The 26,947-nt window shown below is 62.0% G+C and carries 21 protein-coding genes and 1 pseudogene; 13 read left to right on the forward strand and 9 right to left on the reverse strand.

Annotated features, from left to right (window positions below; genetic code table 11):
- Positions 1–8 precede the first annotated feature (8 nt).
- The 3 genes from GA0061102_RS13500 to GA0061102_RS13510 form a co-directional block, all read right to left on the reverse strand.
- Entirely contained in the window at positions 9–416 is a 408-nt protein-coding gene (locus GA0061102_RS13500; protein ID WP_092848211.1) for a type II toxin-antitoxin system VapC family toxin, read from the reverse strand.
- A gap of 1 nt (position 417) precedes the next feature.
- A complete protein-coding gene (locus GA0061102_RS13505) occupies positions 418–651 on the reverse strand; it encodes an AbrB/MazE/SpoVT family DNA-binding domain-containing protein (protein ID WP_092848215.1) in 234 nt (77 codons plus the stop codon).
- Positions 652–739: 88 nt separating this feature from the next.
- Positions 740–1,354, reverse strand: a complete 615-nt coding sequence (locus GA0061102_RS13510) for a single stranded DNA-binding domain-containing protein (RefSeq protein ID WP_092848218.1) — start codon at positions 1,352–1,354, stop codon at positions 740–742.
- Positions 1,355–1,666: 312 nt separating this feature from the next.
- On the opposite strand from GA0061102_RS13510, the gene GA0061102_RS33170 reads away from it, so the two are divergent.
- The gene (locus GA0061102_RS33170; RefSeq protein WP_167667980.1) at positions 1,667–1,819 is read left to right on the forward strand and encodes a hypothetical protein; all 153 of its coding nucleotides are present in this window, start codon (positions 1,667–1,669) and stop codon (positions 1,817–1,819) included.
- A 43-nt stretch (positions 1,820–1,862) separates the two neighbouring features.
- On the opposite strand, the gene hutC is transcribed toward GA0061102_RS33170, so the two are convergent.
- The gene (gene hutC, locus GA0061102_RS13520; RefSeq protein ID WP_092848349.1) at positions 1,863–2,582 is read right to left on the reverse strand and encodes a histidine utilization transcriptional repressor HutC; all 720 of its coding nucleotides are present in this window, start codon (positions 2,580–2,582) and stop codon (positions 1,863–1,865) included.
- A gap of 83 nt (positions 2,583–2,665) precedes the next feature.
- The gene (locus tag GA0061102_RS13525; protein ID WP_092848223.1) at positions 2,666–4,009 is read right to left on the reverse strand and encodes a formimidoylglutamate deiminase; all 1,344 of its coding nucleotides are present in this window, start codon (positions 4,007–4,009) and stop codon (positions 2,666–2,668) included.
- A gap of 100 nt (positions 4,010–4,109) precedes the next feature.
- Between GA0061102_RS13525 and hutI the strand changes: the two genes are divergently transcribed.
- The 7 genes and pseudogenes from hutI to GA0061102_RS13560 all read left to right on the forward strand — a co-directional run bounded on the left by hutI (position 4,110) and on the right by GA0061102_RS13560 (position 12,611).
- Complete coding sequence (gene hutI, locus GA0061102_RS13530) at positions 4,110–5,363, forward strand: imidazolonepropionase (protein WP_092848226.1); 1,254 nt, start codon at positions 4,110–4,112, stop codon at positions 5,361–5,363.
- Positions 5,363–6,898: a histidine ammonia-lyase gene (gene hutH, locus GA0061102_RS13535; protein WP_092848229.1), complete on the forward strand. Its 1,536-nt coding sequence runs from the start codon at positions 5,363–5,365 to the stop codon at positions 6,896–6,898. Before hutI ends, hutH begins: the two co-directional genes overlap by 1 nt.
- Before the next feature lies 1 nt (position 6,899).
- Positions 6,900–8,585 (forward strand): urocanate hydratase, encoded by a 1,686-nt coding sequence (gene hutU / locus GA0061102_RS13540; RefSeq protein WP_092848238.1) that lies wholly within the window; start codon positions 6,900–6,902, stop codon positions 8,583–8,585.
- 1 nt (position 8,586) lies between these two features.
- On the forward strand, positions 8,587–9,156 hold the full coding sequence (locus GA0061102_RS13545; protein ID WP_092848241.1) for a HutD/Ves family protein: 570 nt from the start codon (positions 8,587–8,589) through the stop codon (positions 9,154–9,156).
- Positions 9,157–9,892: 736 nt separating this feature from the next.
- Positions 9,893–10,555 (forward strand): sulfite oxidase-like oxidoreductase, encoded by a 663-nt coding sequence (locus tag GA0061102_RS13550; protein ID WP_092848244.1) that lies wholly within the window; start codon positions 9,893–9,895, stop codon positions 10,553–10,555.
- A 205-nt stretch (positions 10,556–10,760) separates the two neighbouring features.
- Positions 10,761–12,211, forward strand: a pseudogene (locus GA0061102_RS13555) (MFS transporter).
- 91 nt (positions 12,212–12,302) lie between these two features.
- Entirely contained in the window at positions 12,303–12,611 is a 309-nt protein-coding gene (locus GA0061102_RS13560) for a hypothetical protein (protein ID WP_092848247.1), read from the forward strand.
- Positions 12,612–12,634: 23 nt separating this feature from the next.
- Here GA0061102_RS13560 and GA0061102_RS13565 read toward each other — a convergent pair whose 3' ends face one another.
- A complete protein-coding gene (locus tag GA0061102_RS13565) occupies positions 12,635–13,030 on the reverse strand; it encodes a type II toxin-antitoxin system VapC family toxin (protein ID WP_092848252.1) in 396 nt (131 codons plus the stop codon).
- A complete protein-coding gene (locus GA0061102_RS13570) occupies positions 13,030–13,257 on the reverse strand; it encodes a type II toxin-antitoxin system VapB family antitoxin (RefSeq protein WP_092848255.1) in 228 nt (75 codons plus the stop codon). The genes GA0061102_RS13565 and GA0061102_RS13570 overlap by 1 nt, the downstream gene beginning before the upstream one ends.
- Before the next feature lie 189 nt (positions 13,258–13,446).
- Here GA0061102_RS13570 and GA0061102_RS13575 point away from each other — a divergent pair, with 189 nt between their 5' ends.
- Positions 13,447–14,637 (forward strand): acetyl-CoA C-acyltransferase, encoded by a 1,191-nt coding sequence (locus GA0061102_RS13575; protein ID WP_092848260.1) that lies wholly within the window; start codon positions 13,447–13,449, stop codon positions 14,635–14,637.
- A gap of 188 nt (positions 14,638–14,825) precedes the next feature.
- Here GA0061102_RS13575 and cueR read toward each other — a convergent pair whose 3' ends face one another.
- Positions 14,826–15,212 (reverse strand): Cu(I)-responsive transcriptional regulator, encoded by a 387-nt coding sequence (cueR, locus tag GA0061102_RS13580; protein WP_092848268.1) that lies wholly within the window; start codon positions 15,210–15,212, stop codon positions 14,826–14,828.
- 11 nt (positions 15,213–15,223) lie between these two features.
- The gene (locus tag GA0061102_RS13585; RefSeq protein WP_208858647.1) at positions 15,224–17,725 is read right to left on the reverse strand and encodes a heavy metal translocating P-type ATPase; all 2,502 of its coding nucleotides are present in this window, start codon (positions 17,723–17,725) and stop codon (positions 15,224–15,226) included.
- A gap of 173 nt (positions 17,726–17,898) precedes the next feature.
- Between GA0061102_RS13585 and GA0061102_RS13590 the strand changes: the two genes are divergently transcribed.
- The 4 genes from GA0061102_RS13590 to GA0061102_RS13605 all read left to right on the forward strand — a co-directional run bounded on the left by GA0061102_RS13590 (position 17,899) and on the right by GA0061102_RS13605 (position 26,946).
- A complete protein-coding gene (locus GA0061102_RS13590) occupies positions 17,899–19,002 on the forward strand; it encodes an RHE_PE00001 family protein (protein WP_092848273.1) in 1,104 nt (367 codons plus the stop codon).
- Positions 19,003–19,217: 215 nt separating this feature from the next.
- Positions 19,218–20,735, forward strand: coding sequence for an efflux RND transporter periplasmic adaptor subunit (locus GA0061102_RS13595; protein WP_092848276.1), 1,518 nt, complete (start codon positions 19,218–19,220; stop codon positions 20,733–20,735).
- Positions 20,732–23,851, forward strand: coding sequence for a multidrug efflux RND transporter permease subunit (locus GA0061102_RS13600; protein WP_092848279.1), 3,120 nt, complete (start codon positions 20,732–20,734; stop codon positions 23,849–23,851). Before GA0061102_RS13595 ends, GA0061102_RS13600 begins: the two co-directional genes overlap by 4 nt.
- Positions 23,848–26,946 carry an efflux RND transporter permease subunit gene (locus GA0061102_RS13605; protein WP_092848281.1) on the forward strand — a complete coding sequence of 1,033 codons (3,099 nt, stop codon included), beginning with the start codon at positions 23,848–23,850 and terminating at the stop codon, positions 26,944–26,946. Before GA0061102_RS13600 ends, GA0061102_RS13605 begins: the two co-directional genes overlap by 4 nt.
- Position 26,947: the final 1 nt, after the last annotated feature.

The raw sequence follows: 26,947 nt of genomic DNA on the forward strand, positions 1-26,947 counted from the left end.
TGTCCGCCTCAGCTTTCCTGCGGGCTGATGAGCGTGACGGACCGGAAATAGGTTCGGAAGCGCTTCGTATCGCGTGTCAGGAGGGATAGGCCGCTGACTGCCGCATGGGCGCCAATGAAGAAATCGGGCAGGACGCCGCCACGCGTCCCACCCGATTTCCTATATTGAGCGAAAACCTTGGCGGCGAGGAAAAGCGCCTCCCGCGGCATCGGCTCGATGCGTAGACCGGTCTCGGCAAGCATCTCGTCGAGATCCTCGATCCTGTCGTAACGCACGGATATCTCGGCATAGACGACATCATTGATACACAATGGGCCGAGAAGGCTCGCGGCGTCGAGTTGCGCGAGTGACCAGTCGTACCACACGGGGTCGTTCGTGATGATGTCCAGCAATATGTTGGAATCGACAAAGATCACCTCAGTCGTCGCCGCGCGTCAAAGCCATGATTTCGTCGGTGGTCATTCCTTTTCCGGCATGACCACGGAATTTGGTGAATCGACTGGTCTGCTTCTGCGCATCCGCCGGGACGACGACGATATTGCCGTCAGGCATGCGGCGGAAATCGACCTGGCTACCAGGACCTATTCCGAGCATGTCGCGGACGGCCTTCGGAATCGTGACCTGTCCCTTTGCTGTAACGGTGGTACTCATCGTATGCCTCGGTAATGATCTCTAAGAAAGAGGTATTACTTTCGGCGACTAAGTTCAAGGTAACGGACCGACCGCTGCGCAGGATCCATCACATCGGCGGCATGGTGCCGTTGAGGCCGACGGCGACGCGGTCGGCCGATACCGTCGAGTCGCCGCTCCGCTCGCCGGTGATGAAGACGCCGGCGCCGGGCTTGAGGTCGCTTTTCGTGGCGGCGGCCAAGGTTACGACCGGCGTGCCCTTGGGGATGTTGATCTTGCGCTCGCCACCCTTGTAGGTGAGCGTCAATGTCGGGCCGTTGACCGAGGTTACGGCATTGGCGACGGTGGCATTGGTCATCGAGCCGTTCGGCGCCGAATCCCATGGGCGGTCGCCTTCGCCGGTTCCCTTCATCGAGGCGGGGAAGATGACGACTTCTATGGCGCCGTTGATGCCACTGTTGGTTGGTTGCGAGGCGATGCCGACGAAGTCACCGGGCTTGATGTCGCTGACGGCAGCCTGAACGACACCGCCGACCTGCAAGCCGGATTTCAGCGCGACCGTGACGTCCTTGCCGTCGCGGGACTTGACCTTGAGCGTATCGCCATCGAGGCTCTCTACGGTGCCGCGCACTTTCACGCGCTCGGCGGCATCAGCGCTTTGCAGCGCTGCAAGCATGGCGACGGAGAGCGTCAGCGCGCTCGCGATCAGACGTTTGTGATGCATGGGGAGTGTCTCCCTTAAGATTTCGGCCGAGCGATATGCCGGTCGATCTTGATACGAGGGTTGGAGCCGGTCGGCAGTGTGCTGGGCAATGCGCCTGCGGCCATCTGCGCCACGATCCTATGCGCCGCTTGCGTCATTCGCCATTCAAACAAGCGTGAGATAGCCGTCTCGGCCGGCGAGGTCAAAAATTCCTGGAAAAGGACAGGTATTTCCCGGAACATTAGTCATTGCTTAACGTTTATCGCTAGACTGCGCTGGTTATCTCGAATTCCCTATCGCGCGTTGCGCTGGGCTGGGAGATTGGAGAACGAAATGACCGCGATTCGTCCGCTTCTGATTGGAATCCTCTTGATTCTGTCATTGGTTCTGATTGCGCTCAGCATCCTGCTGGTCAATCCCGGCCATCCTATACGTCAATCCGAGAGTCTCATCCCGCCGCCGACCGAGTCTCCGCAGCGTCCCTAGAGCATTTCCAGGAAAACCGCTGCGCACTTTTGCTGGAGTTGCTTTAGCTTGCAGGCGTAAAGCGCGCCACAAGGCTATGGCGATCACCGGGATAGGTGAGGCGGACGTGGGTTATCGGGCCTGAGGGACTCCATGTGCGTCGTTCGACCACGAGGCAGGCCGTGCCTTTGGCGACGTCGAGGCTCGCAGCTGCTTCGCCCTCTGCGGATATGGCGCGGATTTGATGTTCGGCGGTGCTCCAGGGCACCTGATTAATCAGCCAGGGGCCTGGTGGCAGGGTGGTGAAGTCGGCATTGGCTGCGTCCGGTACGGCATCGAGATTGATGACGCGGTCTTCCAGGCAGAAGGGTCGCGAACCGGCATAGTGGATGCAGGTGATTTCAAGCACGGTAACCGGGCCGGCAAATTGCAGGCGGCGGGAGTCTTCCGGGCGGCCACGCCGCTCGGCCAGTTTCACGAGCTTGTACGAATAGGGCAGGTTGAGCGACAGGATTTCCGACTTGATGTCGTGGATTTCCAGTATCGCCGATTGCGCCTGCGGATGTGTGACGAAGCTGCCCGAACGCTTTCGCCGCTCGATCAGCCCGGCGCGGGCAAGCTGGGTCAGCACCTTGTTCACCGTCATGCGCGAACAGTCATACTGCTCCGCAAGAGCAAGTTCGAAGGGAATGCGATGACCCGGCGGCCAAGCGCCAGAGACGATCTGGTTCTCGATATCGCTCAGGATACGCTGATGCAGTGTCGCCTCTTTGGCTGTGGCCATGCTGCCCATCTTTTCCGTGTGAGACATGGATTCCCCCCGAAGCACTTCATTAAGGATCAATCGACGGGAGGAAAAGCAGTTTCTTAGTTGATGAGTTCGCCCATCGCCTTAAGGAAGCGCGCGGAGATTGCCTCTCTCTTCTGGTGACGTCCGCCTTCGACCTGCTTGCGGCCCAGAACCCAGACGCCGTCGACCTTGACGCCGCCGGCAAAGGTCCAATGGTCAAGAATGCGGTCGCCGGAGAGGTAAGGCACAGCGCTTGTGTCGAGCGAAACAATGTCGGCATGGTTGCCGACGGCAAGCCCAGCCTTGGCTTTCAGCGCCGTACCGCCGCCGGCTAGTGCGCCGTCGAACAGCATGCGGGCGGTCGAACCGCCCGTCGAAGCGATGACATTGCGGGCGCGGAGCGCTAGACGCTGCGAATATTCGAGCTGCCGCAGCTCTTCCGGCACTGAAATCAGGATATTGGAGTCCGAGCCGATGCCGTAGCGACCACCTTCCTCGAGGAAGAGGGGCGCTGGGAAGACGCCGTCGCCGAGATTGGCTTCGGTGATCGGGCAGAGGCCGGCAATCGCGCCGCTCCTTGCCATGCGCCGGGTTTCATCCTCGGTCATATGCGTGGCGTGGATCAGGCACCAGCGGCTATCGACGGGGGCATGATCGAGCAGCCATTGCACCGGCCGCGCACCTGACCAGGCAATGCAATCTTCCACTTCCTTCATCTGCTCGGCGACGTGGATATGGATCGGCCCGTCGCCCGCCATCGGCACCAGCTTTGCCAATTCTTCGGGTGTGACGGCGCGCAGGCTGTGCGGCGCAATGCCAAGCTCGGCGCCGGGTAGGCGGCTCGTCACCGTGCGGCAGCCGGCCATTAGTGCCTCGAAGCTTTCGAGCGAGTTGATGAAGCGGCGCTGGCCATCGATCGGCGCTGCACCGCCGAAGCCGGAATGGGCGTAGAAGACGGGCAGGAGCGTCAATGCAATGCCGGTTTCGGCGCTGGCCGCGCCGATGCGCTCGGCCAGTTCGGCGATATTGGCATAGGGACTGCCGTCCTTGTCGTGGTGCAAATAATGAAATTCGCCGACGCGCGAGAAGCCGGCCTCGAGCATCTCCATATAGAGCTGCGCGGCGACCGCCTCGATATGGTCGGGGGTCATCGACAGGGCGAACTTGTACATGACGGTGCGCCAGCTCCAGAAGCTGTCGTTCGCCGGGCCTCGAACTTCGGCAAGGCCGGCCATTGCGCGCTGGAAGGCGTGGCTGTGCAGGTTCGGCACCGCGGGCACGAGCATATCCTGCCTGTCGTCGCCGGCTTCGGGCGCGACGCCCATCGCGATGTCGGCGATGCGGCCGTCCTTAAGGGTCAATCGCACATTCTCGTGCCATCCGTCGCCAAGCAATGCCGTGCGTGCATGAAGTGTCGTCATGGTCTCACCCTTTCCTTTTGAGCAGAGAGTCCAAAATCCCTCTTGCCAGCTTTTTAATATGTATATACATTATGGGCCAACGAGGAAAGGCGTAAAGCTGATGGGTGGGAACAATTTTTCCGAAGATAGCAAGGAAAACGGGGCGACAAGCCGCGTATGGCGCAATGCGCGTCTTGCAACCATGGTAGAGGGCGAGGCCCGGCTCGGCGTGATCGAGAAGGGTGCCATCCTGACGAAGGACGGCCGTATCGTCTTTGCCGGCCATGAAGCCGACCTTCCCGATACTTCCGGTGCTGAAAGCATCGATCTCGATGGCCGCTGGGTTACGCCCGGCCTCGTCGATTGCCACACGCATATCGTCTATGGCGGCAATCGAGCCCGTGAATTCGAAATGCGGCTGGAGGGTGCAAGCTACGAAGAAATCGCCCGCGCCGGCGGCGGCATCGTCTCGTCCGTGAACGCGACCCGCGCACTGTCGGTCGACGAGCTTGTCGCCGTTGCGCTGCCGCGCCTCGACACGCTGCTGGCCGAAGGCGTCACCACCATCGAGGTGAAGTCGGGCTACGGCCTCAACATCCCATCCGAATTGAAGATGCTGCAGGCCGCTCGCAAGCTTGAGACGGTCCGCCCCGTTCGCGTCGTCACATCTTATCTGGCCGCCCATGCCACCCCGGCAGACTATAAGGGCCGCAACGGCGATTACATCGACGATGTCGTCCTGCCCGGATTGAAGCAGGCACATGCCGAAGGCCTCGTCGATGCCGTCGACGGCTTCTGCGAAGGGATTGCCTTCTCGACGGCGGAAATCGCCCGGGTCTTCGATCTTGCCAAATCGCTCGGCATTCCGGTGAAGCTGCATGCGGAACAGCTCTCCAATCTCGGCGGCGCCAAGCTTGCCGCCTCCTATGGCGCGCTATCAGCCGATCATATCGAATATCTCGACGAGGACGGCGTCAGGGCGATGGCTGCGGCCGGGACCGTTGCGGTCCTGCTGCCGGGGGCGTTCTATGCTATCAATGAGAAGCAGAAGCCGCCGGTCAAGGCGCTCCGCGAAGCGGGCGTTTCGATAGCCGTTGCCACCGACTGCAATCCCGGCACCTCGCCGCTGACCTCGATGCTGCTGACCATGAATATGGCTGCCACGCTTTTCGGCCTGACGGTCGAGGAATGCATCGCCGGCGCCACCCGCGAAGGTGCGCGCGCCCTTGGCCTGCTGGCCGAGACGGGTACGCTGGAAGCCGGAAAGTCCGCCGATTTTGCCATATGGGATGTCGAAAGCCTTGCGGAGCTTGTCTACCGCATCGGCTTCAATCCCCTTCACGCCCATGTCTTCAAGGGAAAAAGGTTCAACTGATGACTATCGTTCTCCATCCGGGTTCCGTGTCGCTGCAGCAATTGGCGACGATCTACTGGACCGGCGAGCCGGCGAGGCTCGATGCTTCCTTCGATGCCGGCATTGCCAAGGCGGCGGCCCGCATCGCTGAAATCGCAGCCGGCAATGCGCCTGTTTACGGCATCAACACCGGCTTCGGCAAACTGGCATCCATCAAGATCGACAGCGCCGATGTCGCCACGCTTCAGCGCAATCTCATTCTCTCGCATTGCTGCGGCATCGGCCAGCCGCTGCCGGAGAATGTCGTTCGCCTCATCATGTCGTTGAAGCTGGTTTCGCTCGGCCGCGGCGCCTCCGGCGTGCGGCTTGAACTGGTGCGGCTGATCGAGGGCATGCTTGAAAAGGGTGTCGTACCCCTCATTCCGGAAAAGGGTTCGGTCGGCGCCTCGGGCGATCTCGCACCGCTCGCCCATATGACCGCCGTCATGATGGGTCATGGTGAAGCCTTTTATGCCGGCGAACAGCTTTCCGGCGCAGCAGCGCTCGAAAAGGCCGGCCTGAAGCCGGTCGTGCTCGCCGCCAAGGAAGGGCTGGCGCTGATCAACGGCACACAGGTATCGACCGGGCTTGCGCTTGCCGGCCTCTTCCGCGCCCATCGTGCCGCTCAGGCAGCCCTCATCACCGGCGCTATGTCGACCGATGCCGCCATGGGCTCTTCCGCCCCGTTCCATCCCGACATTCATACACTGCGCGGCCATAAGGGCCAGATCGATACCGCTGCAGCCCTTCGCGGTCTGCTTGCCGGTTCCGTGATCCGTGAGAGCCATATCGAAGGCGATGAGCGCGTACAGGATCCCTATTGCATCCGCTGCCAGCCACAGGTGGACGGCGCCTGCCTCGATCTCCTGCGTTCGGTTGGACGCACGCTCGAAATCGAAGCCAACGCCGTCACCGACAATCCGCTTGTCCTGTCGGACAATTCCGTCGTTTCCGGCGGTAATTTCCATGCCGAGCCGGTTGCCTTCGCCGCCGACCAGATCGCGATTGCCGTTTGCGAGATCGGCGCGATCGCGCAGCGCCGTATTGCACTGCTGGTCGACCCCGCACTCAGCTACGGCCTGCCGGCCTTCCTGGCGAAGAAGCCGGGCCTAAACTCCGGCCTGATGATTGCCGAAGTGACCTCGGCCGCGCTGATGTCTGAAAACAAGCAGATGTCGCATCCGGCCTCCGTCGACTCGACGCCGACCTCGGCCAACCAGGAAGATCATGTCTCCATGGCCTGCCATGGTGCGCGCCGCCTGCTGCAGATGACCGAAAACCTCTTCGGCATCATCGGCATCGAGGCGCTGACGGCTGCCCAGGGTGTGGAACTGCGCGCGCCGCTGATCACCAGCCCGGAACTGACCCTTGCCATCGCTACCATCCGCGCTGCCGTACCTTCGCTGGAGGTAGACCGCTACATGGCAAACGACCTCAAGGCCGCCAGCGAGCTCATCGGCTCCGGTGCGCTCAATGCCTCGATTTCAACCGACATCCTGCCCTCCTTGGAGATGTGACATGACCAACCCACGCCATAATATCCGCGAAATTCGCGCACCTCGCGGTCCGGAGCTCAATGCCAAGAGCTGGATGACCGAAGCGCCGCTGCGCATGCTGATGAACAACCTCGACCCGGACGTTGCGGAAAACCCGAACGAGCTGGTCGTCTATGGCGGCATCGGCCGCGCGGCCCGCACCTGGGACGATTTCGACCGCATCGCCGCGACGCTGAAGACGCTCAACGAAGACGAGACGCTGCTGGTGCAGTCCGGCAAGCCGGTCGCCGTGTTCCGCACGCACAAGGACGCGCCGCGCGTGCTGATCGCCAACTCCAACCTCGTACCGCACTGGGCAACCTGGGATCACTTCAACGAGCTGGATAAGAAGGGCCTTGCCATGTACGGCCAGATGACGGCCGGTTCGTGGATCTATATCGGCACGCAGGGCATCGTGCAGGGCACTTATGAGACCTTCGTCGAGGCCGGTCGTCAGCATTACAACGGCAACCTCAAGGGCAAGTGGATCCTGACCGGCGGTCTCGGCGGCATGGGCGGCGCACAGCCGCTGGCAGCCGTGATGGCGGGCGCCTGCTGCCTCGCCGTCGAATCCGACGAAACCCGCATCGATTTCCGCCTGCGCACCCGCTATGTCGACGAGAAGGCAAAGACGCTCGACGAAGCGCTTGCCCTGATCGACAAGTGGACGAAGGCTGGTGAAGCCAAGTCCGTAGGCCTGCTCGGCAATGCCGCCGAAATCTTCCCCGAGCTGGTGAAGCGCATGAAGGCCGGCGGTCCGCGCCCCGATATCGTCACCGATCAGACCTCCGCACACGACCCGCTGAACGGCTATCTGCCGGCCGGTTGGACAGTTGCCGAACACAGGGCCAAGCGCGAAAGCGATCCGAAAGCCGTCGAAGCTGCGGCCCGCGCCTCGATGAAGGTGCATGTCGAAGCCATGGTCGACTTTTGGAACGCCGGCGTGCCGACGCTCGACTACGGCAACAACATCCGCCAGGTCGCCAAGGACGAAGGCTTTGAAAATGCCTTCGCCTTCCCGGGCTTCGTTCCGGCCTATATCCGTCCGCTCTTCTGCCGCGGCATCGGCCCGTTCCGTTGGGCTGCTCTCTCGGGCGATCCGGAAGATATCTACAAGACCGACGCCAAGGTGAAGGAACTCACTCCTGGCAACACCCATCTGCACAACTGGCTGGACATGGCGCGCGAGCGCATCGCCTTCCAGGGTCTGCCGGCGCGCATTTGCTGGGTCGGCCTCGGCGATCGCCACCGCCTCGGCCTTGCCTTCAACGAAATGGTCAAGAACGGCGAGCTGAAGGCTCCCGTCGTCATCGGCCGCGACCATCTCGACTCCGGCTCGGTCGCTTCGCCGAACCGCGAAACCGAAGCCATGAAGGACGGCTCGGATGCCGTTTCCGACTGGCCGCTGCTCAACGCGCTGCTCAACACCGCCTCCGGCGCGACCTGGGTATCGCTGCATCACGGCGGCGGCGTCGGCATGGGCTTCAGCCAGCACTCCGGCATGGTCATCTGCGCCGACGGCACGGATGATGCCGCCAAGCGCCTGGAGCGCGTTCTCTGGAACGACCCGGCAACCGGCGTCATGCGTCACGCCGATGCCGGCTACGACATTGCGCTTGATTGGGCCAAGAAGCAGGGCCTGCGCCTGCCGGCCATCCTGGGGAACTGAGATGAAGCTGCTACGCGCCAGTGACCACAAGCGCATGCCCTGGAAAAACGGTGGCGGGGAAACGGTGGAAATCGCCGTTTCGCCCGATGGCGCCGGGCTTGCCGACTTCGACTGGCGCGTCAGCATGGCGACCGTTGCCACGGATGGACCGTTCTCGGTCTTTCCGGGCATCGATCGCACGCTATCCATTCTCGATGGCGAGGGCATGGCCCTCTTCATCGAGGGGCGTGAGCCCGAACGGCTGACGCAGGCAAGTGAGCCGCTGCCCTTTGCAGCCGACGCGCCGACCTCGGCGACGTTGATTGACGGCACAATCACCGATCTCAATGTCATGACGCGGCGGGGACGCTTCACGCATTCGGTGCGGCGTGTTTCCGTTGATGGGGCCACCAAACTTTCCCCTCGCGGTGGGGTGAGCCTTATAGTTTGTCATCGTGGCCACGCCGAAGTCGCCAGGCTTTCGCTTTCGGCATTGGATTGCCTGCTTCTGGAAGCGGGTGGGCAGGAAGTAGACGTTTCCGGAAAAGCGGAGCTGTTTCAGATTGATATTCAGGCCAATCGTCGTCGCTAGGCGAAGATAACCAGCCGAAACGATGTGCTCGATAGAACGCCATCGCTATGTTGTAGATGTCTGAATAGCGCCGGTCGAACAGGTCTGCCTTGATCTGAACTTCAGTCTCTCGAATACCCGAGGCATCGGTCATGGTTTTTACCGCTGGCCCGGCGAGCGGCGTGTCATTCGCTATTAAGTGAAGCGTAAGGCACCCGGACATTTTGCCGGCCGATATGCGATCAGCATTTGCGATGTTAGTCCAAGGGATAACAGCCGTGGCGACGCGTGTATCTTGAATGCCGTCCGGGCCGATAATGATGACCGGATCATCATAGTTTCGGCGAACATAGATCGGAACGCGTTTTATCGTCGCCGCGCAAAATATGACAAGAATCACAACTGCATTGATGCGAAGTCGCCAAATTTGCGCGTCGGAATTTTGATGACGGGTGACAATCAATAGCCCGACAAAGAGGGCCATTATTGTGAAAACCAATATGGTTGCACGTATCGCCGCAAATTTCGAATAGCGGATCTCGTGGATGCGATGAACGGCTACATCGTCATAGAAAAATTCATCGCGAGGCAAGGAAAATTGACCGCCAAGATTGAAACGCGCCATTACTATTACCACTATGCAACGTTAGAGTCTAAGGGCTTCGGGCAAGCGCATTTCTTCTTTGAGTTGGGTTGATTTCCTTGACACCCGCGCCTCACCGGGGCTCCAATGACGGCCATTTCCGAGGGAGTTCCCATGAGCGACGATCAGATCCCCGCCGATAGCAAGCTCACCACCTCCAAGCGCCGCTGGGCCGCGGAGGGTAAGTTTCTGACCGGACGCGTCAGCCGGCCGGAGACCGAGCGGCTGCCGCCGGGACAGCATCTCGTGAAGAACTGGCCGGTGCTCGATCTCGGCGTGCAGCCGCATGTTTCGCTGTCGAGCTGGCGGCTTGATGTGTTCGGCTTCGTGGAAAAGCGGCTCAGCCTCGATTGGGCCGCTTTCCAGGCGATCGAGCAAAGCACCCGCGTCAGCGATATCCATTGCGTGACGACGTGGTCGCGCTACGACAATCGCTGGGAAGGGATTTCGACGCGCGATCTGCTCGATCTCGCCGTGCCGACGGCCGAGGCGCATCATGTGCTGCTGACGAGCTATGACGGCTATACCACCAATCTTCCGCTTGCGGATTTTGCGGCCGAAGATGCGATCCTCGCCACGGCCTGGGAAGGCCAGCCGCTGACGCGTGAGCATGGCGGCCCTATGCGTCTCGTCGTGCCACATCTCTATTTCTGGAAGAGTGCCAAGTGGCTGAGCCGCATCGAACTCATCGGCGCCGACCGGGCCGGTTTCTGGGAGAAAAACGGTTATCACATGTATGGCGATCCCTGGCGGGAGCAGCGCTACTCCGATGATTGACGCCCGCAAAACGCCGCGGGCCGAGGGTAAGGCCGGAGCAAACCCGCCGGGAACCGCGGTTCTTATGTAACCCTGTCAATTTTTGATGGTGCCGGCGTGGGTTTGCGGCTTTGCAAGCCAGAGCGATAGGCGTATTCAATGATCGTATGATTGTTGCCGGGAGCGTCCGGCTCCCTTTGAACGCCATTCTCTGAAATTTCATGTCATGACCGTTGCCCGGATCACAGAAGAGCCTCCCGAAGCAAGTTTCGGCCGGCAGTCGCGCATCATCGCCTTCGTCGTCGCTGTTTCCTTCTTCATGCAGATTCTGGACGGCACGATCGTCACCACGTCTCTACCGCAAATGGCGCGGACTTTTGGCGTCGAGCCGGTGTCGATGAGCATCGGCATCACCGTCTATCTGCTCACCATGGCCGCCTTCGTGCCGCTTGCCGGCTGGGCGGGCGATCGCTACGGCGCGCGGCGGGTGTTTCTGGCGTCGATCACCATCTTCACCGTGGCCTCGCTGTTTTGCGGTCTCTCAGGCAATCTCACCGAATTCATCATTGCCCGCGCCGTTCAGGGTGTCGGCAGCGCGCTGATGACGCCTGTGGGACGTATCATCGTGCTGAAAAACGCGCGCAAATCCGATCTGGTGCATGCCGTGTCGATGATCACCTGGCCGGCGCTGACGGCCCCGGTCATCGGCCCGGTGCTCGGCAGTTTCATCACCACCTATCTCAACTGGCACTGGAACTTCCTGATCAATATCCCGATCGGCATTATCGGTCTTGGCCTCGTCCTGCGCTTCGTACCGGATCAGCGCGAGGAGAAGGTCGCGCGGCTCGATTTCATCGGCTTCCTGCAATCGGCGGCTGGGCTGACGTTCCTGCTCGCCGGTCTGGAGTTCGTGGTTCAGGGAACCACGGGATTGGCGCCCAGTATCGGGCTCATTGCTGCAGGTGTGGTTTTCTCGGTCATTGCCACCCGGCACTTCATGAGGGTCGATGCACCCTTGCTCGATCTTTCCGCCTTCAAGGTACAGACCTTCGCCATGTCGACGCTTTCGGCCGGCACGGCGAGCCGTGTCGCGATCAACGCCACGCCCTTCCTGATCCCGCTGCTTTTCCAGGTCGGTTTCGGCCGCACGGCGATCGATGCCGGCACCTATCTGCTGTTCTACTTCGCTGGCAATCTCGGCATGAAGGCGATCACGACGCAGATGCTGAAGATCTTCGGCTTCCGCAGCGTGCTCGTCGTCAATGGCCTGATTTCGTCAGCAAGCATCGGCGGATGCGGGTTTCTGTCTCCGTCGACGCCGGATCTGCTGATATATTGCCTGCTATTCATTGCCGGCCTTTCGCGGTCGATGAACTTCACGGCGCTGAATACGCTTGGCTTTGCCGATATCCATGCGGCGCAGCGCAGTTCCGCCTCGACATTGTCGAGCATGCTGCAGCAGGTTTCGCTACTGCTCGGTGTGCCGTGGCCGCCGCCGTACTCAATCTTTCGCGCACGATTCATGGTGGGGAAACGCTTTCGCTTGTCGATTTCCGCTGGGCTTTCCTCGTCGTTGGCCTTATCGGAGCCGTCTCCGCGTTGCGCTTCGTCAGCTTGCCGCACGACGCCGGTGCGGAGGTGTCGCGACACAAGGTGAAAGCGTCATCAAAACCTTAAAACTCTTAACGATATTGACAGGCAAGCCGCTGTAAATTCACTTGTCCGTTCCCATATGTGTGGGGCCTTAACTCCTATAGGAGCCAGTCTTATGCTGCTCAAAACTCTTGCGATCTCCGCTCTCGTCATCGGCATGTTCAGTGCCGCCGCCATGGCGGAGCAGGCGCACAAGCATCATCCCAAGCGCGTCAACGTCCAGGCTTTCCAGGCCGATGTCGGCAATGTCGATCATTCGAAGGATGCGATCCTTCCGGACGGCACGATCAATACCGATCCGTCCGTAACCGGTCCGATCCGCGCCGGCGACTCGATGTCCCGTCTGCAATGCGCAGCTGCTCCCAACTCGGTCGGCGTTCGCTCGAACACGTATGCGGCAGGTCCGTCGTCGCTTTGCCCGTAATGTCTTGAGAGCATCGAGTGGTCTTAAGCCAGCTCGATATCCGTCTGGTTGAACCGGTCGCTTTTCGACAATAGCGGCTGGCGATAATAGCGGGCGCAGGCATAAGTCATGCAATCGTCGAGGCTGAGGCGGGCCGGGTGGCCGCTTTGGCCATAATGTTCATAAGCCTCCGCGGCCACGAAGGCGGTGCGCGGCGGCACCGCAAGCAGCTGGATGTTCATGAGCTGCAGGAAAGTGCGCACTGCTTCTCCCGCATCCGTCGGCGAAAGAGCGAGTATCGCCGCAATCTCGATTGCCGCATGCGCCGCTGCGAGCGGCGATGTCATTCGCGCCGTTGCCGGCTGCATGCGATTGGCGAAGCTGCGCGCTTCCTCCTCATCCGTCATCATCGCCGACAGCACCGAAGCATCGATAAACATCAGGCGTTCCCTTCCGCGCTGTCGCTTCCGGCTTTCGCGACGGCCTTCTGCTTGAGATTGCGGCAGAAGGCGACGGCGACATCGGCAAGGGTGGGCTTGGTCAGCTCCTCGTCCAATGCCTTCTGCAATGCGAGCCTCACGGCCTCGGTCTTGGTCGGCGCCTTCGTCAATGCTTGGTAGCGTCGCGCCAGCCGGTCGATGGCGTCGTCCTTGATGTAAAGCGGCATTGGATATCCTCTTCTCTAAATTTGGATATCCATAGGCCGTGTCTGGCGCCGAGGCAATTGCGTTTTTGTCTGCAGCAAGTGTGAGAAATTCAATCAGGCCGTGCTTTCCGTCATATTTAGATGACGATCATCATTTAACGTGCTAGCGGTGATGCTGAAAATGCCGTTTGCAGACTCTGAGGAGATGTCATGTCCGCTATCGATCCAATCGTTATCGTCTCGGCCACCCGAACGCCCCTTGGTCGTTTCCAGGGAGAGCTATCGCCCTTGCAGGCCCCCGAGCTTGGGGCACATGTCATCCGCGCCGCGCTGGAGCGCGCCGGATTGTCGGCTGACAGGGTGGATGAGGTGCTGTTCGGCTGCGTGCTGCCGGCAGGCCAGGGCCAGGCGCCGGCGAGACAAGCGGCGCGTGGCGCCGGTCTGCCGGATGCGGTAGGCGCCACGACGATCAACAAGGTCTGCGGTTCGGGCATGAAGGCGACCATGCTGGCGCATGACCTGCTTCTCGCCGGTTCCGCCACCATCGCGGTTTCCGGCGGCATGGAGTCGATGTCGAACGCGCCCTATCTGCTTGCCAAGGCGCGCGGCGGCTACCGCATGGGCCATGACCGCATCTTCGACCATATGATGCTTGATGGGCTGGAAGATGCCTATGAGAAGGGCCGCTCCATGGGCGATTTTGGCGAGATGGCGGTCGAAGCCTATCAGTTCAGCCGCGACGATCAGGATGCCTATGCGGTCGAGACCCTGTCGCGCGCCCGCGCCGCAACTGAGAATGGCGCATTCGAAGCCGAGATCACGCCGGTTTCGGTCGCTACCAAGGGTGGCTCGATCATTGTTGCCAAGGACGAGCATCCGCAGAAGGTCTCGCCGGAAAAAATCCCGACGCTGAAACCCGCCTTCCGCAAGGACGGCACCATCACGGCCGCCAGCGCCTCGGCAAACGCCGATGGGGCGGCGGCTCTCATCCTGACGCGCCGCTCGGTTGCCGAGCGCAAGGGGTTACCGATCCTTGCCGAGATCAGGGCCCATGCCACGCACAGCCAAGAGCCGGCCTGGTACACCACTGCACCGATCCCGGCGATCCGCAAGCTGCTGGACAAGACGGGCTGGAAGATCGGCGATGTCGATCTTTTCGAGATCAACGAGGCCTTCGCCGTGGTCGCCATGGCCGCCGCCAAGGAGCTTGGCATTGCGCGCGACCGGCTCAATGTGAATGGCGGTGCCTGCGCCCTTGGCCATCCGATCGGCGCTACGGGCGCGCGGCTGATCGTGACCCTGCTGCATGCGCTTGAGCGTCAGGGAGCGAGGCGCGGCGTTGCAGCGCTCTGCATCGGCGGTGGCGAGGCGACGGCGATCGCTGTGGAGCGGGTTGGTTAGGAGCTTCTGGGGCGCCTGGTTCACCGGCCCCCCTGCGGGAATGCCCCTCATCCTAACCTTCTCCCCGCAGGCGGGGAGAAGGGACGACGGTGCGAAATAGAGAGTCTACGGAGTTAAGCTGCTGGAGATGGGATCAAACCCCCCTCTTTCCGCGAGCGGGGAGAGGGGCATGGCCGCGTCGCCAATTCTCAACCCTCCGACAATTCCTCCAGGATCGGACAGTCCGGCCGCTCGTTGCCGTGGCAGGCGTGTACCAGATGCTCCAGTGTGCGGCGCAGTTCCGTGAGTTCGCGGATCTTGCGGTCGATCTCGGTGAGTTTCGTGGCGGCGATGTCCTTGACGTCGGCACTGGCGCGGCTCTTATCCTCGTAAAGGGCCAGCAATTGCCGGCACTCCTCCACCGAGAAGCCGAGGCTGCGCGAGCGATGCAGAAAGCGCAGCTTGTGCACGTCGTCAGCGCCATAATCGCGATAACCATTGTCGCCGCGATCAGGCCGGATCAGGCCGATATCTTCGTAGTAGCGGATCGTCTTGGCCGGCAGGCCCGAGCGGCTGGATGCTTCGCCGATATTCATCAGAAATCTCCTTATCTCGCCAGCCGCAGCCGGAGCGCATTGCCGATGACCGAGACCGAGGACAGGCTCATCGCAGCCGCCGCGATCATCGGCGACAGAAGCAGGCCGAAGACGGGGTAGAGCACGCCGGCTGCAAGCGGCACGCCGAGCGCATTGTAGCCGAAGGCGAAGGCGAGGTTCTGCTTGATGTTGCGGATGGTCGCTTCCGACAGGCGGCGCGCCCGGACGATGCCGTTGAGATCGCCTTTCACCAGCGTGATGCCGGCGCTTTCCATGGCGACGTCGGCGCCTGTGCCCATGGCGATGCCGACATCGGCGGAGGCAAGTGCCGGAGCGTCGTTGACGCCATCGCCGGCCATCGCAACGATGCGACCCTTGGCGTGCAGCTCGTCGATCAGTGCCTTCTTGCTCTCCGGCAGCATATCGGCGCGCACTTCATCGATGCCAAGCTGTTTGGCGACGGCAGCTGCGGTCTTGCCGTTGTCGCCGGTTGCCATGATGATCTTCAGGCCGCTCTCGTGCAGTGCCTTGATCGCGGCTGCCGTCGTCGGCTTGATTCGGTCGGCGACGGCGACGAGGCCTGCCAGCTTGTTGTCGATGGCGACGAACATCACGGTCTTGCCTTCGCTGCGCAGGCGCTCGGTCTCAGCCTCAAGGGCTTCGGTCGAAACGGCGAGGTCGGCCATCATCGCCGCGTTGCCGAGTGCGATTGCGATCTCACCTGTGCGGCCCGCTACGCCCTTGCCTGTGATTGCCGAGAAGCCGGAGATCTCGGCGAAGCTTGCTCCGCGTTCCTCTGCGCCGGCAACGATGGCTTCGGCGAGCGGATGCTCCGAGCCGCGTTCGAGGCTGGCGACGAGTGAGAGAAGGCGGGCTTCCTCTGCGCCATTGGCCGTGACGATGTCGGTCAGGTTGGGCTTGCCTTCGGTCAAAGTGCCTGTCTTGTCGACAATCAGCGTGTCGACCTTTGCGAAGCGCTCCAGCGCCTCGGCGTCGCGCACCAGCACGCCCTCCTGCGCGCCCCGGCCCGTGGCGATCATGATGGACATGGGCGTTGCCAGTCCAAGCGCACAGGGGCAGGCGATGATCAGCACGGCGACGGCGGCGAGCAGCGCATGCGCCAGGCGCGGTTCCGGCCCGATGAAGGCCCAAACAGCAAAGGCGATGACAGCGGCTACGACGACGGCGGGCACGAAGATGGCGGAGACGCGATCGACCATCGTCTGGATCGGGGCGCGCGAGCGCTGCGCCTTGGCGACAAGCTCGACAATGCGCGACAGCGTGGTGTCGGCGCCGACTTTTTCGGCCTGCATGATGAGCGTGCCGTTCTTGTTGATCGTGCCGCCGGTCAGGGAATCACCCCTGTCCTTTTCGACGGGCAGGGGTTCGCCTGTTATCATCGATTCATCGATAGTGGATTGTCCGTCGACGACGGAGCCGTCCACCGGAACGCGCTCGCCGGGACGCACGCGCAGCCGGTCGCCGGCCTGGATCTCATCCACCGGCACGTCGTTTTCGCTGCCATCGGCGCCGATGCGCCGCGCCGTCTTCGGTGCAAGGTCGAGAAGCGCGCGGATAGCCGAACCGGTGCGTTCACGAGCTTTCAGTTCCAGCACCTGGCCGACGAAGACCAGCGCGACGATGACCGAAGCCGCTTCGAAATAGACGGGAACGCTTTCACCATGGCCACGGAAGCTCATCGGGAAGAGGCCGGGGGCGAGTGTGGCGATGATGCTGTAGAGATAGGCGGTGCCGACGCCGAGGCCGATCAGCGTCCACATGTTGGGGCTGCGATTGACGAGCGAGTTCAAGGCGCGGCGGAAAAAGGGCAGGGCCGCCCAAAGCACGACCGGTGTCGCAAGCACGAGTTCGAGCCATGTGGCGATGGGTTCGCCGAGCCAGCCACGGATAGGCAGGCCGATCATCGGACCCATGCTGATAACAAGCAAGGGCAGCGACAAGGCAGCGCTTAACCAGAGCCGGCGCGTGAAATCGACCAGCTCAGGATTCGGGCCCTCGTCGGCGGCGGGCACGCCCATGGGTTCCAGTGCCATGCCGCATTTCGGGCAATCGCCAGGGTGATCGCTGACGACTTCTGGATGCATCGGGCATGTGTAGAGCGTACCCTTCGGTACCGGTTTGGGTGCGGGCCTATTGCCGTTCAGATAGGCTGATGGATCCGCTTCGAATTTGGCCTTGCAGCCGGCGGAGCAGAAGTAGAATGTCTCGCCTTCGTGCTTGGCTAAGTGGCGCGCAGTGGCGCGATCGACCGTCATGCCGCATATGGGGTCCTTGGCGGTTAAGTAGGCCTCCGGCGCGGCCTCGAACTTGGTGCGGCAGCCATTGCTGCAGAAGTGGAAAGTGCGGCCCTGATAGTCCAGCGAAGGCTTGCCGGCGGGATCGACGGTCATGCCGCAAACCGGGTCGCGCGTCACCGCCTCCTGCGGCTGGCCGTCATGATGGTGGTGACCATGACCTTGATGGCTGTGATCGTGTTCGTCGTGCAATGCCATATCAGACTCCATTGCCCCGAAAGGAGCGTTGGATGAGGTTATGAACCTTCCTGTTACTGGAAGGTCAAGGCTAAAAATAGGAATTGTCGTCCACAGTTCGCAGAGGCCTCTTTCTATCCTGCAGCTTGTGGCGATGATAGGTTCCGTAAGATCGGTTCAATGATGCGATTCCAATGCGATACGATCTGACCACACTTGCGCTGACGACGCTTCTGCCTGTCGTCGTCAAGGCCGAGGACATGTTGGCACGGCTGGATGAGCGTGTTCTGCGGCATGTCGTGGCGGACGGCTTTCGCGAGCGCGGGCATTTCTTCGATGCCGCAGGCGCGCTTTGGGTTGGCGGCGAGCTGGTGCATGTGGAAGATCTGGTACTGCACGATGCGCGCATGGATGCCCGCGCGCCGACGCATGAGCTGACCATCGCCCACGCCGTGCTGCGGAGCCGGCGGCGCCTCTGGAATGCGGACCCTTCCTGGGGATTGGAAATGGCCGGCCTTGCCGCCTTGCGCGGCGATGTCGGGGAAGTCGAGGATATTGTCCCGCGGCGCCCCGCGTCCGCCGAGCCCGACGCGCAAGAGGAAGACGAGGATCAGGATGATTTCGGCGTCGACTTTGCCGAGATCGACGCCATCCTCGCCCGATCCGAAAAGATCCTGAATGGCGGTGTTCCCGATCTCGGCAGACCCGAGACGATCGACGATCCGCTCGCACTGGTGCGCGACGAGGATTGGGATGAAGACGAGCGCCTGGAGAGCTGGCGCGCCGTCATTCGCGAGGCTGATCTGCTGCCGCCGGTTCTGGGCGCGGCAGTGCTTTTCGACGCCTGGGAGCGGCTCGAGCCGCTGCGGCGTCAGCATTGGCTCGGCGGCCTGCTGGTCAGCGCCTATCTGCGCAGCCGCGGCAAAGTCACCTCGCATCTCTTCTGTCTGAACATCGGCCTGAAAGCCGTCCGCCATGATCGACGGCGGGCCTCGGACCGCAACACGCGCCTGGCGGCATTTCTGGAGGCCATGGTACTTTCGGCCGATTCCGGCCTCAAGGAGCTTGATCGTCTTTCGCTCGCCAAGCTGCAGATGGAGTTGCGTCTCAAGGACCGGCGATCGAACAGCAGCCTGCCCGAGGTAATCGATATCGTGCTGTCGCGGCCGATCGTTTCGACGAAGATGATCGCCCGCCATGTCGGCGTCACTCCAAGAGGTGCGCTCAATCTGGTCAGCGATCTTGGCTTGCGCGAGATGACGGGCCGAGGCCGCTATCGCGGCTGGGGTGTACTCTGATCCGCAAGGACAATGGCAACTTGCGCCAGCGCTAGGCCTTTGCGACTACAACCCTGATTTTATCCAATGTGACAATTTATTTCGCTAAGTCGTCGCAAAAATGGACAAAATTTAATGGCTATACCAAATTCCTAAGCGACACGATGCAAGCTAGAGTCGCGCACAAGATAGCCGCGGGTCAGAGATCACCGAAGGCTTAGAAGGAAGGTGTGTTGATGGCTCGTGCGTTTCGGGTCGTAATGTCGTTGGCGGTGATTGGCGCGGTGGGCTACGGCGCCTATGCGACTCGCGATCTCTGGCTTGCCAACGCCGAGCGGCTGCTTGGCTATCAGAACGCCTCGACACCTGCCCAGCAAGCCCAGGGCGAGCGCCGCAACGGCCAGCGTCAGGGCGGCGGTGGAGGGCGGCGGGGTGCGGCGCAATTCAGCGGCCCGGTTCCAGTGCTTGCGGCCGATGTGACGACGGCCGACGTTCCCGTCTATATCAATGGCGTGGGTTCGGTGAAGGCCCTGAATACGGTGACGGTGCGCGCGCAGGTCAGCGGACGAATCGTCGAGATCGATTTCGGCGAGGGCCAGGATATCAAGAAGGGCGACGTTATCGCCCGCATCGACGATTCCGTCTACAAGGCGCAGCTCGACCAGGCGCTTGCCAAGAAGGCGCAGGACGAGGCTCTGCTCGCAGGGGCCCAGCGCGATCTCAACCGCTATCAGCTCATGGTGAAGACCGCTTCGGGTACGCAGCAGCAGGTCGATACGCAGACTTCGCTGGTGGCGCAATACACGGCACAGGTTAAGGCCGACGCGGCGGCTATAGAAAGCGCGCAGGCGACGCTTGACTATACGACGATCAAGGCGCCGATCGATGGGCGCACCGGTATCCGCAATGTCGATGTCGGCAACCTCATCGGCTCGTCGGATGCGACAGGGATCGTGACGCTGTCGCAGATCAGGCCGATCTCCGTGTTGTTTTCCATTCCGCAGCAACAGCTTGCTCGCGTCAACGCGGCAAGTGCGGCCGGTACGCTCGCCGTCCAGGCCATGGGGAATGATGGCCAGACGGTCATCGACAACGGCACGCTGGCGGTGGTCGACAACCAGGTCGATCCCACGACGGGCACAGTCAAGCTGAAGGCGAACTTTCCGAACGAGAAGCTGGCACTGTGGCCCGGTGCCTTCATCAATGCCCGCCTGCTCGTGGAGACGCTGAAGGGCGTTACCGTTATTCCGAGCGGGGCGGTGCAGCGCGGGCCGAACGGCACGTTCGTCTATATCGTCAAGGAAGGCCAGACCGTGGCGATGAAGCCGGTGAAGGTGCGTCAGCAGGACGACACGCTCGCCGTGATCGCCGATGGCGTTTCTCCGGGCGACAAGGTGGTGACGACCGGCTTTGCGCGGCTTCAGGACGGTTCGAAAGTGCAGATTTCGGCCAGTTCCGATCAAGCGGTACCGAGTGTGCCGGCGGCCAATGATCAAGGGCAGCCGGTTGCGCAGAACGATCAACAGAGCAGCCAAGGTAATGCCGGCGCCAATGGCGGCGAGAAGCCGCATCATCGCCACAACGGTCAGGGAGGCAAGGGCGGTCAGGGCGGCAAGGGTGGTAATGGCGGTAATGCCGGCCAGGATGGTCAAAGCGGGGATGATCAGCACGCCGGCGGCGCCGGTCAGGATACGAATACCAGCGCCAGCACCACGCCGAACAACGCGTCCGCAGCGCCGACGCAGCAACAATGAACGTCTCGTCGCTCTTCATCGGCCGACCCATCGCCACCTCGCTTCTCGGGGTCGCGGTTCTCCTGGGCGGTATTCTCGGCTTTCTCTTCCTGCCGGTCGCGCCGCTGCCGCAGGTGGATTTCCCGACGATTCAGGTGACGACGCAGCTTCCCGGCGCCGATCCCGATACGATGGCGGCCCTGGTGACCGCTCCCCTGGAACGGCCGCTCGGTCAGATTCCGTCACTGACCTCGATGACGTCGTCAAGTGCCTTCGGTATCAGCCAGATCACGCTGCAGTTCGATCTCGGCCGTGATATCGATGGCGCCGCGCAGGATGTGCAGGCAGCGATCAACGCGGCCGGCTCGACGCTGCCGCGCACGCTTCCCTATCCGCCGACCTATTCGAAGGTGAACCCGGCCGACACGCCGATCGTGACGCTGGCCTTGCGCTCCGACAGCTATTCGATCCGCGAGCTCAGCGACTTCGCCGATACGATGATGGCGCAGCGCCTCAGCGAAGTGTCCGGCGTGGGCAATGTCAGCATCCAGGGCGGCGTCAAGCCTGCCATTCGTGTCCAGGTGGACCTGCCGCGCCTTGCCTCCTATGGCCTTGCTCTGGAGGATATCCGCACGGCGATCACCAGCGCCAGCGTGGCCGGCGCCAAGGGTGCGCTTGATGGCACCCAGCAAAGCTTCACGCTTGCCGCGAACGACCAGATCGTAGACCCGAACGTCTACAAGTCTGTCATCGTCGCCTATCGCAACAACGCCCCGGTGCAGTTGAAGGATGTGGCTGATGTCGTCGAAGGGCTGGAGAACAATCGCGTCGGCGCCTGGTATCAGGGAAAGCCCGCCGTCATCATCGATATCATGCGCCAGCCGGGCGCCAACGTCATTCAGACCGTCGAAAACGTCCTGCAGCAGCTTCCGAAGCTGAAACAGGCCATGCCGGCCGGCATCTCGCTCGATATCGTCAACGACCGCACCGAGACCATCCGAGCCTCGATCCATGACGTGCAATGGACGCTGGTGATCAGTATCGGTCTCGTCATCCTCGTAGTTCTGCTCTTTCTGCGGACGATGACGGCAACCTTCATAGCCGGTGTCGCTCTGCCCTTGTCGCTGATCGCGACCTTCGGCGTCATGTGGTTTGCCGGCTTCAGCCTCGACAATCTCTCGCTGATGGCGCTGACGATCGGCACCGGCTTCGTTGTCGACGACGCCATCGTGATGATCGAGAACATCGCCCGCCATATCGAGGAGGGCGAAAACCCGATGCAGGCGGCGCTGAAGGGTGCCGGCGAGATCGGGTTCACCATCATTTCGCTGACCGTCTCGCTGGTTGCGGTGTTCATTCCGCTGCTGTTCATGACCGGGATCGTGGGCCGCATGTTCCGCGAATTCGCGCTGACGCTCACCATCGCCGTTGTGGTGTCGGCCGTGGTTTCGCTGACGCTGACGCCGATGATGTGCGCGCGCATCCTGCGCAAGCCCAAGGAGCGTGCGGGTGGTTTGCTTGCCGGCGCCGATCGTTTCACCGATTGGATGATCGAAGGCTATCGGCGCAGCCTCGTATGGGCCGTGGATCGCAGCGGCCTCATGCTCGTGGTGACCGTGGTGACGCTGGCTGCGACGATCGCGCTCTATGTCGTCATTCCGAAGGGCTTCCTGCCGGCGCAGGATACCGGCCTGATCACCGCTGTGATCGAAGCCGAGCCGACGACCTCTTTCGAGACCATGAAGCAGATGCAGGCGACCGTGACCGATCGGCTGCGCAAGGACCCGGATGTCGATGGCGTCGTTTCCGTCATCGGTGCCAGCGCCAGCAATCTGACGCTGAACACCGGCAATCTCAGCCTGATACTAAAGCCGAGGAACCAGCGCACAGCTTCCGCCGATCAGATCATCGAGCGGATGCGCGATGACGTCGCGGGTATGCCGGGCATCCATGTCACCTTTCAGAGCGTGCGCGACATCTCGATCAGCACCAGGGCCAGCCGCGCGCCCTATCAATATACTTTGACGGGCACGGATACGAACACGGTGGTCGACTGGTCGCAGAAGCTGGCCCAGCGGCTGCAGGAAAGCCCGAAGCTTATGGACGTCGCCTCCGAGGTGGAAATGGGAGGCGGCCGCATCTTTGTGAATGTCGATCGCGAAACCGCCTCGCGGCTCGGCGTATCGATGCAGGCCGTCAGCGACACCCTGAACGATGCTTTCGGCCAGCGCCAGATCGCGACGATCTACGGCCAGGCCAACCAGTATCGCGTCATTCTGGAGGCTGCGCCCCAATATCAGTCGGATCCGAAGTCGCTTGACAAGCTCTACGTCGCCGGCGCCAGCGACACGCAAGTGCCGCTCAATGCCTTTACGACGGCGACCTTCACGACGGCGCCGCTGGTCATCAGCCATGACGAGCAGTTTCCGGCCGTGACGATCAGCTTCGATATTGCCAAGGGCGCTTCGCTCAGCGAAGCCGTGGCCGAGATCAAGGCGGCCGAGCAGGATATCGGCATGCCCGACAACATCCAGCGCAAGTATTCGGGTGACGCGGAAGAATTTGCCTCCTCGCTTGCCGGCGAGCCCTGGCTGATCCTGGCGGCCGTCGTGACGATCTATATCGTGCTCGGCCTGCTCTACGAGAGCGCCGTCCACCCGGTGACGATCCTTTCGACGCTGCCTTCGGCCGGTGTCGGCGCGCTGCTGGCGCTGATGCTGTTCGGGCAGGATCTGTCGGTCATCGCCCTGATCGGCATCGTGCTGCTGATGGGCATCGTCAAGAAGAACGCGATCATGATGATCGACTTTGCGCTCGAGGCGGAGCGCAAGGAAGGCCTCGAGCCGCGCGAGGCCATTCTCAAGGCCTCGATCTTGCGTTTCCGACCGATCATGATGACGACGCTGGCGGCGCTTTTCGGCGCTCTGCCGCTGGCGCTGGCGCAGGGCACAGGCGCCGAGCTGCGCATCCCTCTTGGCATCACCATCATCGGCGGCCTCGTGCTGTCGCAGCTGCTGACGCTCTATACGACGCCGGTGATCTATCTGGCCTTCGAGCGCCTGCGCGCCCGGATCGTCGGGCGCACCAGCGGCACGCCGAGCGCTGAAATGGACGAACTGGCGGGCGGCGAGACATGAACATCTCCGAGCCGTTCATCAAACGCCCTGTCGGGACGACGCTTCTGGCGATCGGGCTGATGATTCTCGGTATCGTCGCCTATGGCTTCCTGCCGGTGGCAAGCCTGCCGACTGTGGACTTGCCGACGATCGTCGTCTCGGCGAGCCGTCCCGGCGCCGATCCCGCCAGCATGGCGGCGAGTGTCGCCGCTCCGCTGGAACGGCATCTCGGCACCATAGCCGGCGTCACGCAATTGACCTCGGTGAGCTCGCTCGGCTCAAGCACCATCATGGTGCAATTCGATCTCTCCCGCAGCGTTGATGGCGCCGCGCAAGATGTGCAGGCGGCGCTGAATGCATCGGCGACCGACCTGCCGGGCGATCTGCCGACCCTACCATCCTTCCGCAAGATCAATCCGGCCGCGGCGCCCGTGCTGATTCTGGCGCTGACATCGGACAATGTGGGGCCGAGCGCCATATATGATGCAGCCGATACGGTGGTCGTGCAGCGTATCTCGCAGGTGGAAGGCGTCGGTGGCGTAACGGTCAGCGGCGCCGATCAGCCTGCGATACGCGTGAGGCTCAATCCCGATCGGCTCTCGGCCATGGGCATGTCGCTCGACAGCGTTCGCACCGCGATCGTCAATGCCAACGTACTCGGCCCTGCCGGCTCCATGGACGGCGCTGGAGGAGCTTTCTCCATCGCCGTCAACGGACAGCTGCGGACGCCGGAAGCGTATGGCAGGATCGTTGTACGCAGCGGTGACGGCACCGCCGTCCGGCTGTCCGATATAGCCACCGTCGAACCGGGCGTGCGCAATAGCCGCTCCGATGCCTGGTATGGCGGCAAACCCGCCGTGCTGCTCAACATCACCAAGGAGGCGGATGCCAACGTCATCGCTACGGTCGAGGGCGTCAAGCAGTTGATTCCGGAGCTGCAGCGGCTCATCCCGGCCGGCGTCAAGATTGATGTCCTTTCCGACCGCACCACGACGATCCATGCCAGCGTCAACGACATGCAATGGACGCTGCTGGCCACCATCTGCCTGGTGATGGCGGTGGTCTTCGTCTTCCTGCGGCGCGCAACGCCGACCTTCGCGGCAGGCGTCACCGTGCCGCTTTCGCTCGCCGGAACCCTGGCGGCGATGTGGCTCTTCGGATTGTCGATCGACAATCTCTCTCTCATGGCGCTTGCCGTTTCGGTGGGTTTCGTCGTCGACGATGCCATCGTCATGATCGAGAATATCTATGCCAATCTGGAAACCGGCATGAAGCCGATGCGGGCGGCGCTCGAAGGCGCAAAGCAGATCGGCTTCACGGTCGTTTCGATCAGCCTGTCGCTGCTCGCCGCCTTCATTCCCCTATTTTTCATGGGAGGTATCGTCGGCCGCTTCTTCCAGACTTTCTCGCTGACACTCGGCTTCACCATCATCGTTTCGACGCTGGTGTCGTTGACGCTGACGCCGATGATCTGCGGCCATCGCCTCCGGCCGCACGACATTCATGCCCAGCCCGGGCGGTTCGGCCGCATGGTCGAAGGCTCGATGAGCGCGATCATCGGCTTTTACGGACGGACGTTGAAAGCAGTGCTGCATCACCGCCTGATGTCCGTCTTGGTGATCATCGCCTGCGTGGTCATGTCGGCCTATCTCTACGTCAAGGTGCCGAAGGGTTTCATTCCGCAGGATGATACCGGCTTCATCCAGGGCGGGACGCAGGCCGCGACCGATATCTCCTATCCGGCCATGGTCAAATTGCAGCAGCAGGCCGCCGATATCGTCGCCGAGGACTCGGCGGTGTCGGGCCTCGGCTCCTCGGTGGGCGGCGGCGGCTTTTCCAGCTCGATCAATCGAGGGCAGCTGTTCATTTCGCTCAAGCCGGAATCGGAGCGGGCGCCGACGGCCGAGATCATCGACCGGCTTCGCAAGCAGCTGATGGCCGTTCCCGGGCTCAGCACGTTCCTGTTTTCGCCGGGCGATATTCGCGCCGGCGCGCGCCAGTCGCAGTCGCAGTATCAGTTCACCGTCTGGGGTGCGAATTATGACGAGCTGGTGGAGTGGGCGCCGAAGGTATTGGAGCGATTGCAGGCTGTTCCGGGCTTGACCGATGTCGCGACCGACAGGCAGCCAAACGGCTTGCAGGCGACCGTCAATATCAACCGCAGTCTCGCCTCGCAGCTCGGCGTCAGCATTCAATCCATCGACGCCGCGCTGAACAACGCCTTCGCGCAGCGGCAGATCTCGACGATCTACACGCAGCGCAACCAGTATCGTGTTGTGCTAGAGGCGGATCCGAACTATGCGCTCGACCCGCATGACATCTCCAAGCTCTACGTGCCGGCCACCGGCGGGAAACAGGTGCCGTTGAGTGCCGTCGCTTCCATCGATCGGACGCTCGCGCCGCTGGTGGTCAATCACCAGGGGCAATATCCGGCCGTGACCATTTCCTACAATCTGGCGCTCAATACGCCCTTGGAGGTCGCGAACCAAGCCATCGAGAAGGCGGTGCTTGAGATGCATTTGCCCGATACGCTGCATGCGGATTTCGCCGGCGATGCGGCGAGTGTCCGGCTGTCGTCCGGCAGCCAGCCGCTCCTGCTTCTGGCGGCATTGCTGACGGTCTACATCGTTCTCGGCATTCTCTATGAGAGCCTGGCGCATCCGTTGACGATCATTTCGACGTTGCCGTCCGCCGGTCTCGGCGCGCTCTTGGCGCTTGCCATCAGCGGCACGGAGCTGACCATCATCGCTTTCATTGGCATCATTCTCTTGATCGGCATCGTCAAGAAGAACGGTATCATGATGGTGGATTTCGCGCTGCAGGGCGAACGCGTTCTCGGCCTGTCTTCGGAAGAAGCGATCTATCAGGCCTGTCTCAAGCGTTTCCGTCCGATCCTGATGACGACGCTGGCGGCGCTGATGGGCGCCATTCCGCTGATCGTGGCAACCGGCCCTGGCTCCGAGCTGCGGCGCCCGCTGGGCATCACCATCGTCGGCGGCCTCGTCGTTTCGCAGGTGCTGACGCTCTACACCACGCCGATCATCTATCTGATGCTCGCCAAGCTGCACGCAAAGTGGTCGCCGGAGCCGCAGCCTGCAACGCCTGCTGCTTCTTGAT

Origin of the sequence: Martinezella miluonensis (genome assembly GCF_900094545.1) — a bacterium.
GTDB classification, from domain to species: domain Bacteria; phylum Pseudomonadota; class Alphaproteobacteria; order Rhizobiales; family Rhizobiaceae; genus Rhizobium; species Rhizobium miluonense.